Annotated in this window: 19 protein-coding genes; 10 read left to right on the top strand and 9 right to left on the bottom strand. The window is 66.1% G+C overall.

Annotation, left to right across the window (positions count from 1 at the left end; genetic code table 11):
- Positions 1–14: 14 nt before the first annotated feature.
- The 3 genes from ACFMRZ_RS18575 to ACFMRZ_RS18565 form a co-directional block, all read right to left on the bottom strand.
- Positions 15–701: a hypothetical protein gene (locus ACFMRZ_RS18575; RefSeq protein ID WP_400180137.1), complete on the bottom strand. Its 687-nt coding sequence runs from the start codon at positions 699–701 to the stop codon at positions 15–17.
- An 88-nt stretch (positions 702–789) separates the two neighbouring features.
- A complete protein-coding gene (locus tag ACFMRZ_RS18570) occupies positions 790–1,170 on the bottom strand; it encodes a PPOX class F420-dependent oxidoreductase (RefSeq protein ID WP_400180136.1) in 381 nt (126 codons plus the stop codon).
- Positions 1,167–1,760 (bottom strand): dihydrofolate reductase family protein, encoded by a 594-nt coding sequence (locus tag ACFMRZ_RS18565; RefSeq protein ID WP_400180135.1) that lies wholly within the window; start codon positions 1,758–1,760, stop codon positions 1,167–1,169. Before ACFMRZ_RS18565 ends, ACFMRZ_RS18570 begins: the two co-directional genes overlap by 4 nt.
- A 91-nt stretch (positions 1,761–1,851) precedes the next feature.
- Between ACFMRZ_RS18565 and ACFMRZ_RS18560 the strand changes: the two genes are divergently transcribed.
- From ACFMRZ_RS18560 to ACFMRZ_RS18540, 5 genes are all read left to right on the top strand, one after another.
- Positions 1,852–2,304, top strand: coding sequence for a winged helix-turn-helix transcriptional regulator (locus tag ACFMRZ_RS18560; protein WP_400180134.1), 453 nt, complete (start codon positions 1,852–1,854; stop codon positions 2,302–2,304).
- Between the two features lie 112 nt (positions 2,305–2,416).
- The gene (locus ACFMRZ_RS18555; RefSeq protein WP_280271024.1) at positions 2,417–2,848 is read left to right on the top strand and encodes a VOC family protein; all 432 of its coding nucleotides are present in this window, start codon (positions 2,417–2,419) and stop codon (positions 2,846–2,848) included.
- Between the two features lie 39 nt (positions 2,849–2,887).
- Complete coding sequence (locus ACFMRZ_RS18550) at positions 2,888–3,394, top strand: hypothetical protein (RefSeq protein WP_400180133.1); 507 nt, start codon at positions 2,888–2,890, stop codon at positions 3,392–3,394.
- Between the two features lie 82 nt (positions 3,395–3,476).
- Entirely contained in the window at positions 3,477–4,463 is a 987-nt protein-coding gene (locus ACFMRZ_RS18545) for a small ribosomal subunit Rsm22 family protein (RefSeq protein WP_400180132.1), read from the top strand.
- A gap of 107 nt (positions 4,464–4,570) precedes the next feature.
- Positions 4,571–5,200 (top strand): TetR/AcrR family transcriptional regulator, encoded by a 630-nt coding sequence (locus ACFMRZ_RS18540; protein WP_400180131.1) that lies wholly within the window; start codon positions 4,571–4,573, stop codon positions 5,198–5,200.
- Between the two features lie 22 nt (positions 5,201–5,222).
- On the opposite strand, the gene ACFMRZ_RS18535 is transcribed toward ACFMRZ_RS18540, so the two are convergent.
- Positions 5,223–6,512, bottom strand: coding sequence for a M20 family metallopeptidase (locus tag ACFMRZ_RS18535; RefSeq protein ID WP_400180130.1), 1,290 nt, complete (start codon positions 6,510–6,512; stop codon positions 5,223–5,225).
- 68 nt (positions 6,513–6,580) lie between these two features.
- Between ACFMRZ_RS18535 and ACFMRZ_RS18530 the strand changes: the two genes are divergently transcribed.
- The 3 genes from ACFMRZ_RS18530 to ACFMRZ_RS18520 all read left to right on the top strand — a co-directional run bounded on the left by ACFMRZ_RS18530 (position 6,581) and on the right by ACFMRZ_RS18520 (position 9,674).
- Positions 6,581–7,249, top strand: a complete 669-nt coding sequence (locus ACFMRZ_RS18530; RefSeq protein WP_400182903.1) for a trimeric intracellular cation channel family protein — start codon at positions 6,581–6,583, stop codon at positions 7,247–7,249.
- Between the two features lie 139 nt (positions 7,250–7,388).
- A complete protein-coding gene (locus tag ACFMRZ_RS18525) occupies positions 7,389–7,742 on the top strand; it encodes a hypothetical protein (protein ID WP_400180129.1) in 354 nt (117 codons plus the stop codon).
- 255 nt (positions 7,743–7,997) lie between these two features.
- On the top strand, positions 7,998–9,674 hold the full coding sequence (locus tag ACFMRZ_RS18520; protein ID WP_400180128.1) for a flavin-containing monooxygenase: 1,677 nt from the start codon (positions 7,998–8,000) through the stop codon (positions 9,672–9,674).
- Here the strand turns inward: ACFMRZ_RS18520 and ACFMRZ_RS18515 are convergent.
- The 3 genes from ACFMRZ_RS18515 to ACFMRZ_RS18505 all read right to left on the bottom strand — a co-directional run bounded on the left by ACFMRZ_RS18515 (position 9,638) and on the right by ACFMRZ_RS18505 (position 11,898).
- Positions 9,638–10,735, bottom strand: a complete 1,098-nt coding sequence (locus ACFMRZ_RS18515; protein ID WP_280367409.1) for a cytochrome P450 — start codon at positions 10,733–10,735, stop codon at positions 9,638–9,640. The two genes, ACFMRZ_RS18520 and ACFMRZ_RS18515, sit on opposite strands and share 37 nt — an antisense overlap.
- A 324-nt stretch (positions 10,736–11,059) precedes the next feature.
- Positions 11,060–11,350: a restriction endonuclease gene (locus ACFMRZ_RS18510; protein ID WP_400182902.1), complete on the bottom strand. Its 291-nt coding sequence runs from the start codon at positions 11,348–11,350 to the stop codon at positions 11,060–11,062.
- A gap of 242 nt (positions 11,351–11,592) precedes the next feature.
- Entirely contained in the window at positions 11,593–11,898 is a 306-nt protein-coding gene (locus ACFMRZ_RS18505) for a type II CAAX prenyl endopeptidase Rce1 family protein (RefSeq protein WP_400180127.1), read from the bottom strand.
- Positions 11,899–12,061: 163 nt separating this feature from the next.
- Between ACFMRZ_RS18505 and ACFMRZ_RS18500 the strand changes: the two genes are divergently transcribed.
- Positions 12,062–12,385, top strand: a complete 324-nt coding sequence (locus tag ACFMRZ_RS18500) for a transposase (protein WP_280330709.1) — start codon at positions 12,062–12,064, stop codon at positions 12,383–12,385.
- Positions 12,385–13,302 (top strand): IS3 family transposase, encoded by a 918-nt coding sequence (locus tag ACFMRZ_RS18495; protein ID WP_400177742.1) that lies wholly within the window; start codon positions 12,385–12,387, stop codon positions 13,300–13,302. Before ACFMRZ_RS18500 ends, ACFMRZ_RS18495 begins: the two co-directional genes overlap by 1 nt.
- Positions 13,303–13,339: 37 nt before the next feature.
- On the opposite strand, the gene ACFMRZ_RS18490 is transcribed toward ACFMRZ_RS18495, so the two are convergent.
- On the bottom strand, positions 13,340–13,735 hold the full coding sequence (locus ACFMRZ_RS18490) for a hypothetical protein (protein ID WP_400180126.1): 396 nt from the start codon (positions 13,733–13,735) through the stop codon (positions 13,340–13,342).
- A 90-nt stretch (positions 13,736–13,825) separates the two neighbouring features.
- Positions 13,826–14,632, bottom strand: coding sequence for an alpha/beta fold hydrolase (locus ACFMRZ_RS18485; protein ID WP_400180125.1), 807 nt, complete (start codon positions 14,630–14,632; stop codon positions 13,826–13,828).
- Positions 14,633–15,218 lie beyond the last annotated feature (586 nt).

Here is a 15,218-nt window from a genome sequence, read left to right as displayed (position 1 = left end):
GTGCCGCAGGGTGTTCAGGAGAACGTGCGCACGCAGAGGACGAAGTACTTCCTGTCGTCCGAGTCGGTGAATTCCTCGTTGGCTTCGGAGTACTGACGGCACTTGAAGGTGTCGTGGGTATTGTCCAGTCGTGCAACGATTTTCGCTTGCGCGGCCGGATCGGAGCAGCCGATCTTCACCAGCTCCGACGCTTTCGCATCCCGGATGGCGCCGTGATCGCGGGTGTCCACACAGTCACCGGTCGCCAACTGATCGTGGTCGCCACCGCTGCTCACGAGCACACCCACCACGATGGTCAGGACGGCCGCCACCGGGAGCAGCAGGCCGAGCGCGGCGGGGCGGCGCAGCAGCGGCTTGCCCGGATCCATCGGCTGCCGCGGACTGCCCGGTATCGGCGGCGCCAGCGCGGCCACCTTCGACCGGGCGGGCAGGTTGATCAGCATGGTGATCGGGTTGATGACGAACGACAGGAACCCCCACCAGCCCACCCAGGCGCTCTCCACCGTCATGCGGCGGTAGGTGGCCAGACCGCAGTTGCGGCAGAAAGGCCCGGGTTGCCGCAGGAATTGCATCACGATCAGCATGCCGCGGTGGCCCCGGAAGTCCACGTGCGCAGCGGGAGTCGCGCCGCAGTAGGCGCAGTAGACGCCGTTGGCGGCCGCGAAATCCGGCACGGAATGCGATTGGTCAGGTCTTGTCACGGATTCCCCCCGTGTTGCTGTAGTGCGGTGCGCTCTCCGGCGCGCAGCGAACAGTAGCGGGCGGTTGTCCAGTGGGCAACCCGGCGCCTCAGCCGATGCTCTGCCGGTCCGGCTCGATGAGGGCGGCGACGCGGTACTGATCGCGGGAATACGGCGTTCCGATGTACTTCTGCGCGATCCGGTCGACGATCTCCCAGCCCGCGTCGCCGTCGATCCACTCGACGACCCGGCCGCGGAGCAGGATCGGCTGGTACGGGTTGTCGGGGGCGGTCATGGAGAGCGCCACCCGCGGGTCGCGGTGCAGGTTGCGGGCCTTGCGAGAGGTCGGGCCGGTGATGATGACGACATGGTCGCCGTGCGTGCCGACCCACACCGGGACCGCGTGCGGACCGCCGTCGGGCAGGACGGTCGCGAGATGGGCCTGCGGGGTGCCGTCGAGAACGCGCCGCACGTCGGGATCGATGGTCATCGCTGAACCTCGTAACGAAGATGGGTCACGCCGGGAGCCGCGACGGCTTCGACGAGACGCAGGCGAATGTGGCCGGGAAGGGCCTGGAAGAAGGGTCGGCCGCCGCCGAGCAGTATCGGAACCTGGTGCAGGACAACCTCATCGACGAGTCCGGCGCGCAATGCCGCGGTGGCGACACCGCCGCCCATGAGGCCGACGTACCCGTCGCCCGCGGCCTCGCGCGCCGCCGCGATCGCGTCCTCGATACCAGTGGTGACCACGGTCTGGCTCGCCGACGCCGCCGCGGGCCGGTCGTGGGCGAGCACGAACAGCGGGGCCGTCGGGTGCGGGCTGCCGCCGCTGAAACCGTCGGAGTCCACATATGTCCGGTGCCCCGCCACGATCGCGCCCACGTGCCCGGCGAGGTCGTCGAAGACCCGGGCACTGGCCTCGCTCAGCTTGAACCCGTCGAACACCCGGCTGGGTGTGTCGCCGTCGAAGTACCAGTCGAACAGCATTCCCCCATCGCCGAGGCCCTGGCCGGGGCCGGGGTCGCGCCCGGTGATGTATCCGTCCACCGAGACCGCGTGCGCACTGATGACCTTGCCCATCTCCGTGTTCCCTTCTCGAGTTTCTTCAGGAGACTCAGCGACCATAACACTCTAAGTTCCCTAAGGGAACTCCAATCGCTAGACTGGTCCCATGCAGCGCACGAACTTCGGCGATATGGCCTGCTCGATCGCCCGCACCCTGGAGGTGATCGGGGAACCCTGGTCACCGCTCATCCTGCGGGACGTGTGGGTAGGTTTCACCCGCTTCGACCAGATCCAGGCAGACCTCGGCATCTCCCGCAAAGTCCTCACCGAACGGCTGAACCACCTGGTCGACTCGGGCATACTCGAGCGCCGCCCATACGACAGCCGCCCGCGCTACGAGTACGCCCTGACGCGGCAGGGAACCGAGTTGGTCGATCTGCTCATGGTCATGGTGCGGTGGGGGGACAAGTGGCTGGCGGGGGCGGCTGGGCCGCCGGTTCTCTACCGCCACAACGCTTGTGGCGAAATCAGCAGCGTCGATCTACGGTGCGCGCAGTGCGGTGAGCCGATGCACGCGGGCGATATCGAAGTGCTGCCCGGGCCCGGGGTGCGGTACTAGGCGAACGACCATGTCGTGAACGGTGCGAAATGTGTCGGTTACGACACTGCTGAACCGTGTGGCTCGGCCATAGGCTTCGTGTTTCGAAGCCACACCGCCTCCGGGAGCCTCCATGCCGATCCTCGCCACCACCGGTACCCATCACGTTCGCCTGACCGTGACCGATATCGAGCGGTCCCGCGCCTTCTACCGCGACGTACTGGGCTTCGAGATCGCGGCAGAATCGGCGGGTAGCCCGGCGGACCCGCAGGTCCGCACCGATCCGTACCAGCTCTACGGCGGATGCGTATTCCTGGCCAACGGCATGCTGCTGGGTCTACGGCCCGTCGCCCCGCCCACCGACCGGTTCGACTCCGAGCGCGTCGGGCTCGACCACCTCAGCTTCTCCGTCGCGTCGAAGGACGAATTGTTCACTGCCGCAACCCGTCTGGAGGCGGCGGGAATCGAGCACGGTGAGGTGACCGAGATGGCCCAGTTCGGCATCGCGATCCTGTCGTTCGACGATCCCGACGGCATCCATCTCGAACTCACCGCACCGCTGTGACGGCACGTGCGGGCCGCGGGGCAGTCGAAAGGTGAGGCGATGCGCGACCGGCATATCGACGCGCCGTCCTGCGCGCTGCCGAACCCGAGCGAACTGCTGTGCGCGCTCCGGGGCCAGTACCTGCGTAATGCGTTGTGCCGCATGGCCCACGACCTCACCGAGGTACACCACCGCATGCTCGTCGACGAGTCGTGCTCGCACCGTCTACGCCCACGCCGCCGGCAGATCCTCGCCGAGATCGACACCTGGGCCGAGCTCAACCTCTCGCGCTCCGCGGTAGGCGCCCGCGCGCACACCGAAACCCTCGCCCAAACCATCGACCACATAGCCGCCGCAGCCGCACTGGCCTTCCACCTCCTCCACACCGACGACCCCGCCGGAATCCTGATGCACCGGCAATGGACCCGCTTGGCCGAATTGGAAGTCGCCTACGGCGACCTGGTCCGAGACCTGCAAGATGGCCGCCGCTACCTCCCCGCCAACCCACCCCGATGCGAGCCCGTCGCCGCGACCGGGCCGGAGGTGGGGTTCGCCCGCCTAACCTGAGGAAACGTCATTGTGGCCCGGCGGCGTTCGTGCGGCCGCATGACAGAATGGCGGCCCGGTCATACGGTGAGGAGTATTCGGGGTGGAGTTGCCTGTCGAACTCGTGGAGGGTCTGGATCGGGCCTGTGCGGGTGTGCCCCAGCGGCAGTTGGGCGCGTCGGTCGAACGGTTGATATCCCGATATCGGGATCCGCGGCCCGCTACGGCGCCCATTCTCGATTCGGGTACCGATGTCGCCGCGTATGCGGCCTATCGGATGCCCGCCACGTGGGCGGCGGTGTCGAGCGTGTTCGGACAGTTCGCGGAACTCGTGCCCGGCTTTCGTCCGGAGAGCTTTCTCGATGTGGGTGGTGGGACGGGGGCGGCGCTGTGGGCCGCCGCGGACCGGTTCCCGTCGCTGTCCCGGGCCACCGTGCTGGACCAGGTCGAGGATGCGCTGCGGCTCGGTCGTCGGCTGGCGGCGGGTGCCGTGTCGGATGCGGTGCGGTCCGCGGTCTGGCGACGAGTCGCGGTCACCGATCCGGCGTCGCTGGGCGGTGCGGATCTGGTCGCCGTTTCCTATGTGCTGAGCGAACTCTCGGAGCCGGAGCAGGCGGCGCTGGTCGCGCGCTCGGCCGAGGGCGCCGAGGTGATAGCGGTCATCGAACCGGGCACTCCGGACGGGTACCGGAGAATCCTTGCGGCGCGCCAGGTTCTGATCGATGCCGGGCTGACGGTCGTCGCCCCGTGCCCGCACCAGAGCCCGTGCGCACTGGCGGAGGGCGCGGACTGGTGTCATTTCAGCGCCCGGGTCAATCGCACCGCACTGCACCGGCGGCTGAAGGGCGGCGAACTGAGCTACGAGGACGAGAAGTTCTCCTACGTCATCGCCTCCCGCACGGCCTACGACCCGGCGCCGGGCCGGATTCTGCGGCACCCACTCAAGCGCAAGGGCCTCGTCACAATGCAGATATGCGCGCGGGACGAGGGCGTCGCGGCGACCATGGTCTCCAAACGCCAGGGCGAGACGTACCGGCGCGCCAGGAATGCGGAGTGGGGCGACCCCTGGCCGCCGAGTCGTCCGGCGTAGGCCCCGGGTTTACACGGACGGTAGCCGGGTGCGGAAACCGCCCGTCCACCTGTTTCTCCCGGTTACACTCACCGATGATCGTTTCCGCGGTGTGAGAAGGGGTCGCGATGCCGGCGAAGGTCGAGGGTGCGCGTCGGCGTCCCTCGCAGGAGCGGGCGAAGGCGACCCGCGACCGGATTCTGGATACGGCGGCGCGGTTGTTCGGTCAGCGGGGGATCGCGGCCACGTCGACGAATCGGATCGCCGCCGAGGCCGGTGTCAGTATCGGCACGGTGTACCGGTATTTCTCCGACCGGGCGGTCATGGTCGACGAACTGCTGGAACGGTTGCTGGGCGACATCGAGGAGCGGTTCGTGCGGCGCGTGCTGGACCGCGCGGACGAGCCCTTCGCCGAGACGATCCGCGCGGTACTGGAAGTCGTGGCCGAAGACCTTGTGGCGCGGGCCGGGCTGGTCCGGGCGCTGGTAGCCGGATTGCAGTACTACAGCAGCGGCTTGCCCGAATTCGAGCCACGGTTGCGTGGCGTCGTCAAGACGTTGCTGATCCAAACCCTCGGCCCGGGCGACGACCACGCCTACGAGGTCATGAGCCTGGTCGTCCTCAACACCAGTTTCGCCGCGGTCGTGCGAGTAGCGGTGTCGGACATGGATTCACGCCAGCGCGCCGAAGCGCTCGACATGACCACCCGGGTACTCGCCGCACTGCTCGTCAGCGAATCCACGGCCATTGCGGGCTGATCGGTCCGGGGGCGTATGGCCGTTACCCCTGCGCGACCAGGGCGCCGGTGAGGTGGTCGTAGGCGATATGACAGTGCATGCGGACTCCGGTGACGAGGGTGTCGTCGTCGGCGTAGAAGTGCGGATTGTGATTGAAGTAGACGCCGCGGCCGCCCGCGGTGGGGTGTGGGGCGCCGGCGTCGTCGAATTCGAGGTCCTGCACGCCGAGGGTGACGTAGAGGCCGCCGTAACGGTTGACGAATTCGGAGACGTCGTCGTAGCCGAGGGTGGGGTCGGTGTGGCGCACCCGGTCTGCTCCGGCGACGCGTTCGAGGGTGGCCATGGCCGCGTCGACCCAGGGCCGAGTGTTGTGCACGGCCGGGACATCCTGGAGGTATTCGACGGTGCCCGTGCAGTTGTAGGCGGACGCGCATCCGGCGGCGAGGGTCTCGACGCGGCGCTGGACCTCGCTCATATCGGATTCGACCGAGCAGCGAATAGTGCCCCATAAGGTGGTCGTCTGCCCGACGATGTTGAACCGGCCCACGTCCTCGATGTGGCCGATGGTGACGGTGACCGGATCGAATGCGCTGACCTGCCGGTAGATCTGACCGATGCCGGTCAGGATGGCGCCGGCGGCGGGCATGGTGTCGATACCCATCCACGGCGTGGAACCGTGGACCTGTCTCCCGGTGAGCGTGATCTTCACGAGGCTGGAGGCGCCGAACTGGTTGCCCTCGCGCACACCGATGTAGCCCTTCGGCAGCGGCACGACATGGAACCCGAATGCCATCGTGGGCTCGGGATCGTCGAGGGCGCCCTCGGCGAGCATCTGGCGTGCTCCGCCCTTCTCCTCGACGGGCGGTCCCTCCTCGGCGGGCTGGAACACGAACAGAACGGTGCCGGGAAGGGCATCGCGGGCCTCGGCGAGAACCTGGGCCGCACCCATGAGACACGCGGTATGGCAGTCGTGGCCGCAGGCGTGCGAGACGGGGAACGGGCCGCCGGGATAGTTCTCGTCGACGACCCGGGAGGCGAACGGGACACCGGATTCGTCCTCGACGGGCAGAGCGTCGATGTCCGCGCGCAGGGCGATCACCCGGTCGCCGGGTCGGCCGCCGTGGAGAATGCCGACGACCCCGTGCCCGGCGATCCCGGTACGTACCTCGTCGAGTCCCAGTGACCGCAGATGTTCGGTGATCATGTGGGCGGTGGCGGCTTCCCGGTTGGACAGCTCGGGGTGCTGGTGAAGGTGGTGGCGCCAGTCGATCACCTGCTGAGCGATCGCGGCGGCGGCGTGATCGAATCGATCGTAGACCGTGGTGTCGGACATGTGGGGCATAGTAACCAGGAGTTCGCCCTATCCTCGGAGTTCGCTTGGTGAAAGATGCTGTGATGACCATGTCGTTGGCTGTCTCTTCTTTCGAAGCTGCCCAATTGCATTCGGCCGCTACCGCTGTCCAGCAGATCGGTGACCGGCTGGGGACCTTCGCGTTCGCGGTGTCCGGGGCGTTGCTGGCGGTCGAGAAGAAGTTCGACATCGTCGGCATCGCCGTGCTCGCCGCGGCCACGGCGGTCGGTGGCGGCGTCCTGCGAGACCTTGTCATCGGGAGGCATCCGCCCGTCGCGTTCGCCGACCTGTCGTACCTGGCGATCGCGCTGGCCGCGGCATTGTGCGTGTTCGTGTGGCACCCGCCGGCGCGCCTCATCGGACGTCCGCTGGACACCGCTGACGCCCTCGGCCTCGGAGTCTTCTGTGTGACAGGGACTCTCGCCGCGGTGCGAGCGGGACTCGGCACGCCCTCGGCGATTCTGCTCGGAGCCGTTACCGCGGTCGGCGGCGGCGTGCTGCGAGATGTCTTCGCCGACGAGACGCCCCGAATCCTGCGGCCGGACAAGGAAATCTACGCCATACCCGCATTGCTCGGCGCTACCGTCACGGCCGTCTTGCTGCGTTACGGCCGTTACAGCGACGTCACCGGTGTTCTGGTGATCTCGGGCGTATTCACGCTGCGCATGCTCGCCCTGCATTACCGCTGGCGCGCGCCGCAGGCTCGACGCAGGTTGTGAAGCGTGCTTGCCCACTGCTCCGCTCTTATCTACTGTCTACGTACGTAGGCAGTAGATAAGAGGTGCCGGGCCGCGTTCCCGCTGTGGTTCCGGCCGGGCATCCTTCCGTTGCTTCGGCGCGGTGGAAAGGAATCCCCTCATGATGAACTCCGTATTCCCCTCCCGGCGGATGGTGGTACGCACCTTCACGGCGGTCGCGGTGGCAGCCGGCACGGCCGTCCTCTTCGCGGGACCGGCGTCCGCGGACGCCGCGCCTGCCGCGGAGCCCGCCTCCGTCACGGTGGAACAGGTGCACGGCAACGGGCATGGGAACCGCGGGCCGGGAGGCAACCGCGGACCCGGTCGGGATCGTGGCCAGGGCTGGGATCGTGGGCGCGGCGGGGACCGTGGGCCGGGCTGGGATCGTGGACCCGGCTGGAACGGCGGGCCGGGCTGGAACGGTGGACCCGGTTGGAACGGCTTCCGCCTCCCCGGTACCGGCAGCGCCCTCTGATCGTTCCGCAGGGACCGCGAGAGTATCGCGGTGTCGGCATGCCTTGCCCTGCAACGATATGCAACCGTTCCGGTCGCGTACCTGGTGTCCGGCAGGCGAATTCAGGGTGTCTTGTATCGAATCACAAACGCGCGAACGGTGTTCCGCTAATCTGCAGCGTGTACCGGACTCGACGATCGAGTTCGGTGCGCACGTAGTCGAGCCGAACCGCTGTCGGTGCGTCCCAAGGCGATTCGATGAAAGGCAGGTCCCACGATGACGACGACCTCGGAGCATTCCGCGTTCTCGACCGGGCAGGAGGCTCGCGAGATCGACGCGGTCGTCGTCGGAGCGGGATTCGCCGGGCTCCACATGCTGTACAAGCTGCGCGAACTCGGGCTCTCGGTGCAGGTGTACGAAGCGGGCGACGGACTCGGCGGCACGTGGTTCTGGAACCGCTATCCGGGCGCCCGCGTCGACGTGAAGAGTATGTACTACAACTACTCCTTCGACCCGGAGCTCGAGCAGGAGTGGGAGTGGACCGAGAAGTTGCCGCCGCAACCCGAGTTGCTGCGCTACATCAATCACGTCGCGGATCGTTTCGACCTGCGTAAGGACGTGCGGCTGCGGACCCGGGTCACCGCCGCGGTATACGACGAGTCCGCTGCGCGGTGGCGGATCACAACCGATCGGGGCGAGGTCGTCTCGGCGCGGTTCGCGATCATGGCGACAGGCTGTCTGTCGGTGCCGAAGAGGGTGGAAGTCCCGGGCATCGAGACGTTCCGGGGCCGCAGTTTCCATACCGGGGAATGGCCCGAGCAGGAGGTGGACTTCACCGGTCGGCGGGTCGCGGTGATCGGCACCGGTTCCTCTGGGGTGCAGGTTATTCCGCTTGTCGCGGAAGTGGCCGAGACGCTCACCGTGTTCCAGCGGACCGCGAACTATGTTCTGCCCGCCGGCAATCACCCGATCGATCCCGAATTCCAACGCGGGATCAAGTCTCGCTATCGCGAAGTGCGCAAGGCCAACCGGGAATCGTCGTTCGGCATCGCGCAGCCCGAGCCCACCAAGGGGGCGCTCGAGGTGAGCGAGGAGGAGCGAAATGCCTTCTACCGCAGGGTGTGGGAGGACAAGGACAGCGAATTGGTCAGCATGCTGGTCGGATACACGGATCTGCTCGCCGACGAAGCCGCCAACGAGACCGCCGCCCAGTTCATCCGCGAGCGAATCGCCGAGATCGTGACGGACCCGGCTGTCGCCCGACTTCTTCAGCCCGCCGGCCTTTTCGGCGTCAAGCGCCCGGTCCTGGGGACGGACTATTACGAGACCTTCAATCGTCCCAATGTCCGGCTCGTGGACGTTCGCGCGACCCCGCTCACCGAGGTCACCGCCTCCGGACTCGAAACGACGGAGGAGAGTTTCGAATTCGACGACATCATCTACGCCACCGGATATGACGCGATGACCGGTGCGCTGGCCGCGATCGACATTCGCGGCCGGGGTGGCGTGTCATTGCGGGAGAAGTGGGCAGCCGGGCCCGTCACCTACCTCGGCGTCGCGGTGGCGGGCTTTCCGAACCTTTTCGCGCTCGCGGGCCCGGGTAGCCCGTCGGTGCTGTCGAACATGATGGTGTCCATCGAGCAGCACGTCGATTGGGTAGCGGACGCGATCGATGCGATGCGGTCCCAGGGCGTCACGACCATGGAGGCCGAGGTCGACGCGGAGCGGGAATGGACCAGGCACGTCGGCGAAGTCGGCGATATGACGCTGTATCCGAAGGTGGACTCCTGGTATGTGGGATCGAATGTCCCCGGCAAACCGAGGGTGATGTACGCGTACATCGGCGGCGTCGGAGCATATCGCGAGAAATGCGACCAGGTCGCCGCCGACGACTATGACGGTTTCGTTCTCACTCGTCAGACGAGACGCATCGGCGGGCACGCCGGAAACTGAACCGGTAGTGCCGCCAAGGCTCGATGGAACTGCCCCGGCCGCCAAGGTAGTTGCTGCACAGGCACTTTCGGGCGGATATCCGGCAGCGCGTCGAGCAGCAGGTCGATGCCCTGGGATGCGATCGTGTGGGCGAGGGGCTGGGCCGGGCAGCCGTGCGGACCGCCTCCCCAGGCGAGATGCGACCGGTTGCCCCTGCGGTCACCGCCTGCGACGGCGGGATCGTTGTTGCAGGCGGCCAGGCTGATGACCACCGGTTGATCGGCCGGCAGCCACGTATCGCCGATGAGTTGCGGTTGTTTGGGGTAGCTCACGCACCAGTTGGCCAGCGGGGGATCCTCGAACAGCACCGCATCGATGGCGTCCCGGGTGGCCATGGCGCCGCTGAGTACCTCGCCGCCGTAATGTTCGTCGGTCATCAACTGCAGTAGCGCATTGAGGATGAGATTGCAGGTCGGCTCCGTACCCATCGAGAACAGGAGCGCGGCCTGATTCACCATTTCCATGGCATCGAGCCCGTCCGGGTGCTTCAACAACTCGGAGGTCAAATCGTCGCCCGGCTCGGCCTGCTTCTGCTGGACAACTCCTATCAGCGCTTGGACGAACTGCTGTTGCCCTTCTTCGGCGCCCACACCCTCCAGCATCGCTGCCATCCCGTGGTAGGCCGCCGCCGCGGCGTCTTCGGGAAAGCCCATCAGTTCACTGATGACCCGAAAGGTCAACGGAAACGCGTAATCGGTTCGCAGGTCGGCGGTTCCGGTTTCGCAGAAGCCGTTGATCAGCACTTCGGCGGCCCGAGCAACAGCGCCGTGCACCTTGTGCAGGTCGACGGTGTCCAACGCCGCGACAATGGTGCGCCGGTATCGCTCGTGTTCCGCACCCGCGGTGCGCAGCGCATTCTGGCGATAACCCAACATCGGCAGCATCGGGGAGTCCGATGGCGCGTTCTTCTCCCATCGCCGGGAGTCGGCGGGGAAATGGTGTTCGTCGTTGAGGATCTGCACGGCCACCTGGAAGCCGACCACGAGTGTCGCCGGTACGCCAGGAGAAAGCTCGATGGGCACCAACGGTCCGTGTCGCCGCATGTTCTCGTAGGCGCGGTGCGGGTCGGCCGCGAAGGCGGGGGTGTCCAGCCGCACGTGAGAGTCGGCGAGTACCGGAGACCCATGCGTGGTCAGGGACTTCCCGTTGGAGTTCGGATCTGTATTGCTCAACACATAACTCCCGCGCGCGGTGCCGCGTTGGATCCCTTTCGGCCTGCTGCGGGACGGCCTGGCATTCGGTGTGTGGGCATGCTGGGGGATGTTACCGGGAGCTGTTGCAGTTCAATGGGTTCGGGGAAACAAGCATCGTAACTTGTTTCGTATATAGAGTTATCGGCAGAGTGCTTATTCGAAATAGTCCTCATCGACCTGGACAACAGTGAATTCTGAACGCTTCTGGACGCCTACGCCGTACTGGATCATCAGCGACGCCAGCCGTTGTCCGTCGATCAGGATCACTCTGGGGCTGATGGTATTGGCGTAGTCCACAGCTCCACCGGAGAAGTCGCTGGTGGTGATGAAGATACCCCGGGATGCCTTGGCTCCCTGTAGCGCGCCGACGAATCCCTGTATGGCCGGTCGCTGCACGGTGTTCTCGGGACCGTAGCGTTTGGCCTGAAGCTCTACGACGCTGATTCTGATGCGACAGGCAGCGGTGGTGATGGCGTCGGCATCAGCGGTTGTGATGATCGCGGCGGCCCGTCCAAACCCTATCTACGAGATTGAACCAACACCGTCACAACCGGAGAGGGCTGGCATCGCATCGCGCGCGATCGGCGACCGGATCGGATGTTCGGGCGTGGCAAGCTCGTTCGAAGCGCTCTTACCGTAAACGTCACGGGCACAGACTATTTCGGGGTTCCTAGTCTGACGGTCGGTCAGATGAGGTTCAGTGCGAGGGCGAGTGTGCCGAGGGTCGCCAGGATGGTTGCCGAGCCGACGTGCATTCCGATCGAGATCCGGATGTCTCTGTGCCGCCAGGCGAGCCAGTATCCGGGGAATGTGAAGAGCACGCGTGAGAGGAATGCCCACGGTGACCAGAGGTGGTACAGCGAGAACAGGATCGTATTGATTACGGGTGCCAGCCGGCCGAGGTGGGCGATGCGGGGGAGCAGGAAGCCGCGGAAGTACAGCTCCTCGATAAGTGGGAGTGCGAATCCGGTGAGTGGCAGGCAGATCAGCATCGTTGTGAGCGTGGTGGAGTGTGAGTATCCGTGGAGGTAGGCGTTGGTGCCGTTGCTGTCGGCGTCGGCGTAGGGGAGCCAGGTGAAGAGGTGGTCTGAGGTTCACCCCGGGTTGTGGACACCGAGTTGACAGGATCACTGATCCTGTTGAAAGGATGTCTGCATGCCTCCTCGTAAGCGCCGGTCGTTCACGGCCGAGTACAAGGTCGAGGCTGCGCATCGTGTGATCGATTCCGGTCGCACGGTCGCCGAAGTTGCCCGGGAACTGGGCATTCACGAGAGTCTGCTGGGGACGTGGGTCAAAGACGAGCGGCGCAGGATCGCTGCCGCCGAGATTCATGGTGAAAAACCCCTCGATGCGGCGGAGCGAGCCGAGTTGCAGCGACTGCGAAGGCAGGTCGCTGACCAGGACAAAGACATCGCGTTCCTGAAAAAAGCGTCGGCGTACTTTGCCGCGATGCAGACGAACCGGCCCGGTTCGATCTGATGGCCGAGTACGCCGGCCCCGACACTGTCACCGGCGTTGCTGGTACTGATCAGCCTGCAGGGCACCGGTTTTCGATTCGCCGCATGGCACGACTGCTGCAGGTGTCGAAGTCGGGCTACTACGCGTATGTGAAGCGCAGGGCGGCAACGGTTCTCACCGACCGGCAGCAGCGGCGTGCGGATCTGGAAACGAAGATCGCCACGGTGCATCGCGAATCGCACGGCACCTACGGATCACCGCGTATCACCGGTGAGCTACGCGATCAGGGCGAACGGGTCTCAGCCAAGACCGTCGCCAAGATCATGGCCTCCGCCGGGCTCGAAGGGATCAGTCCCCGAACGTTCAAAGTGCGCACCACCGTGGCCGATCCGGCGGCGTCGTTCCCGCCGGATCTGGTGAAGCGCTGCTTCGACCAGGGCCGCCCCGACGCTGTCTGGACGACCGATATCACCTACCTGACCTGTGGTCACGGGGATCTGTTCCTCTGCGCTATCCGTGACGGCCACACCCGCAAGGTGCTCGGCTACAGCCTGGCCGATCATATCGGCGCCGATATGGTCACCGAAGCCATCGATGCCGCGGTCGCGGTGCGCGGCGGCCGAGCCCAGGGCACGATCCTGCACTCGGATCGCGGCGGGGAGTTCACCGCGCATCTGACCGCGCAAGCCTGCCGGCGGCACGGGCTGCGCCGGTCGATGGGAGCGACCGGAATATGCTGGGACAACAGCCCTTCCGAATCGCTGTGGTCAAGTTTCAAACACGAGCACTACTACCGGCACACCTACGCGACGAAGACCGAACTCGTTGTCTCGGTTGACAAGTGGATGAACTACTACAACACTACCCGGCGGCACTCCGCGATCGGGAACCAAAGCCCCGACAACTACGAGCGTTCACTTCGAACCGCTGCCGCCTGAAAATCTGTAAGCCCCTGTCCACCATCCGGGGTGAACCTCAGTCGAGGAAGAATGTGTTCACCGGTGCCAGTGCGTAACCCAGGGTGATCATCCACAGGATGAGTGGGACGACCATCGCCACCAGTGTCCCGCGTGGGACCGGCCTGCGGGTGTAGTGCAGTACGCCGCGGAGTGCGAGGCGGCCGTTGCGGCGGTAGCCCAGCCACAGCAGGCCCGCCAGGATCGGTAGGAGAACCGTGCACAGGGCGATGGCCCAGCCGGCGAAGTGTGGATAGTCGATGGCGTCGACGAGTGGTTCGCCGATGAGCAGATAGGCGGCGACGATCAGTGCACCGGGAGCGAGGTGCAACAGGACCGACAGCGGCACGGGGTGACGATCGCTCAGCAGCCGGTCGGCCAACCGGTTCGGTTGTGTGTCAACAAAAGCGGGCATGACCAGATTCCTTGTACTGGTGGTGGGTGGCACCGCGGGGCTCGGTCACCGCGGCGCTTGTCGTTGTGCGGGAGGAGGTTCCGTTGTCGCTCAGCCTGCTTTGTGGTCGAGGAGGCCAGTGATTTCGCGGACGGCGTCGGCGACGGCGGGGGAGTCGTTGCGCAGGATTTTGCCGTGGTCGCTGGCGACTCTGGCGCTGATTTTCAGGTTCGGGTTGCGGGCCAGGTAGGGGTCGAGGGTGCGGCGCATCTCCTCCAGCTCGCCGCCTTTGTCGTAGACGGTGTCGGCGGAAGCGGCCACGTATCGGATCGGGAGGGTGGCGCGGTCGAGGAGGGGGCCGAGGGCGGCGTGGAGTGCGTGGGCTTCGATCTGGATTTCGGCGTGCTGGTCGGCGCTCATGCGTGCGGCGAGGCCGAGTGGGGCGACCAGCGGGAGCAGGAGTCGCATGCGGCGGAAGGTTTTCCGGAGTCGTTCGCGGCCGGCTTCGTCGGTCCAGCCGGCGGGGTAGGGGCCGTCGACGCCGACGACGCCGAGGGCTCGGTCGGGGTGGCGGTCGGCCCAGTGGACGGCGAGGAGTGCGCCGTAGGACCAGCCGACCAGGAGTGGTTGGTGGATGTTTCGTGCGGTGAGGACGGCGTCGATGTCGCGTAGGCAGGCTTCGAAGGTGTAGTCGGTGGATCGTTTCGACTTACCGCGTGCCCGTTCGTCGAAGGTGATGTGGCGGTAGTCGGGGCCGAGGTCGGTAATGACGCGTTGCCAGTGTCGTTGGCTGGCGTAGGAGCCGTTGAGGTAGATGATCGGTCGGCCGGTGCCGCCGGTGTCGGTGACGGCCAGTGCGGTGTCGTCCACGGGGATGGTGCCGGTCCAGGTTGAGTGGGTGGTGGTGTTGTCGGACATCGGGTTTCCTTTCGGGGGTGTTGTCCACCACTGTCACTGGCTCGGCTGTCACGGGGCTGACATGGTCCTGATATGGGCACTGACACGACGGTTTCGGCACGGCCGGCCCGGCACGACAGCCCTTACCGAGCATCTGGCGCAGCCGGCGGCGAACAACGACAGGCTGCTGATCGAAGACTCGACCCTGTATCAACGAATGGCCGTGAATGTGCGACCGAGCTGCCGCTCGACTACGGCAGTCGAATAATCCTGTGCCAGATACGCGGGTCATAACTCTGAGACCCGGCCCGAAAGCACCCACACCGACCGGTCCGGCGGATCCGGTCGCCAGTCACTGTATTAAGCGGGTACACATCGAGCGCAGTGGTCGGGGCCTGGGGTGGCTTGCCTTCCGTGCCAAAAACCGAAACTTCCTGTGCCCTGCCTCGATCGAGCCCCGGTGGCAGCGGCCACTCGTGCCTTGTCCAGCTGGAGACCCGGGTCATCAAGGCAGGGAGGTCTGCGCGCCCTGACGCTAGGGCTCACCAGCGCTCTCCGCCAGGCCGAGCCTCGGTATGGCCGGGACTGTCGGAACAACGGCGGATCT

Origin of the sequence: Nocardia sp. N2S4-5, assembly GCF_044628355.1 — a bacterium.
Lineage (GTDB): Bacteria > Actinomycetota > Actinomycetes > Mycobacteriales > Mycobacteriaceae > Nocardia > Nocardia wallacei_B.
Note: the sequence above shows the minus strand (reverse complement) of the source record. Positions and strands in the feature narration are given on the sequence as shown.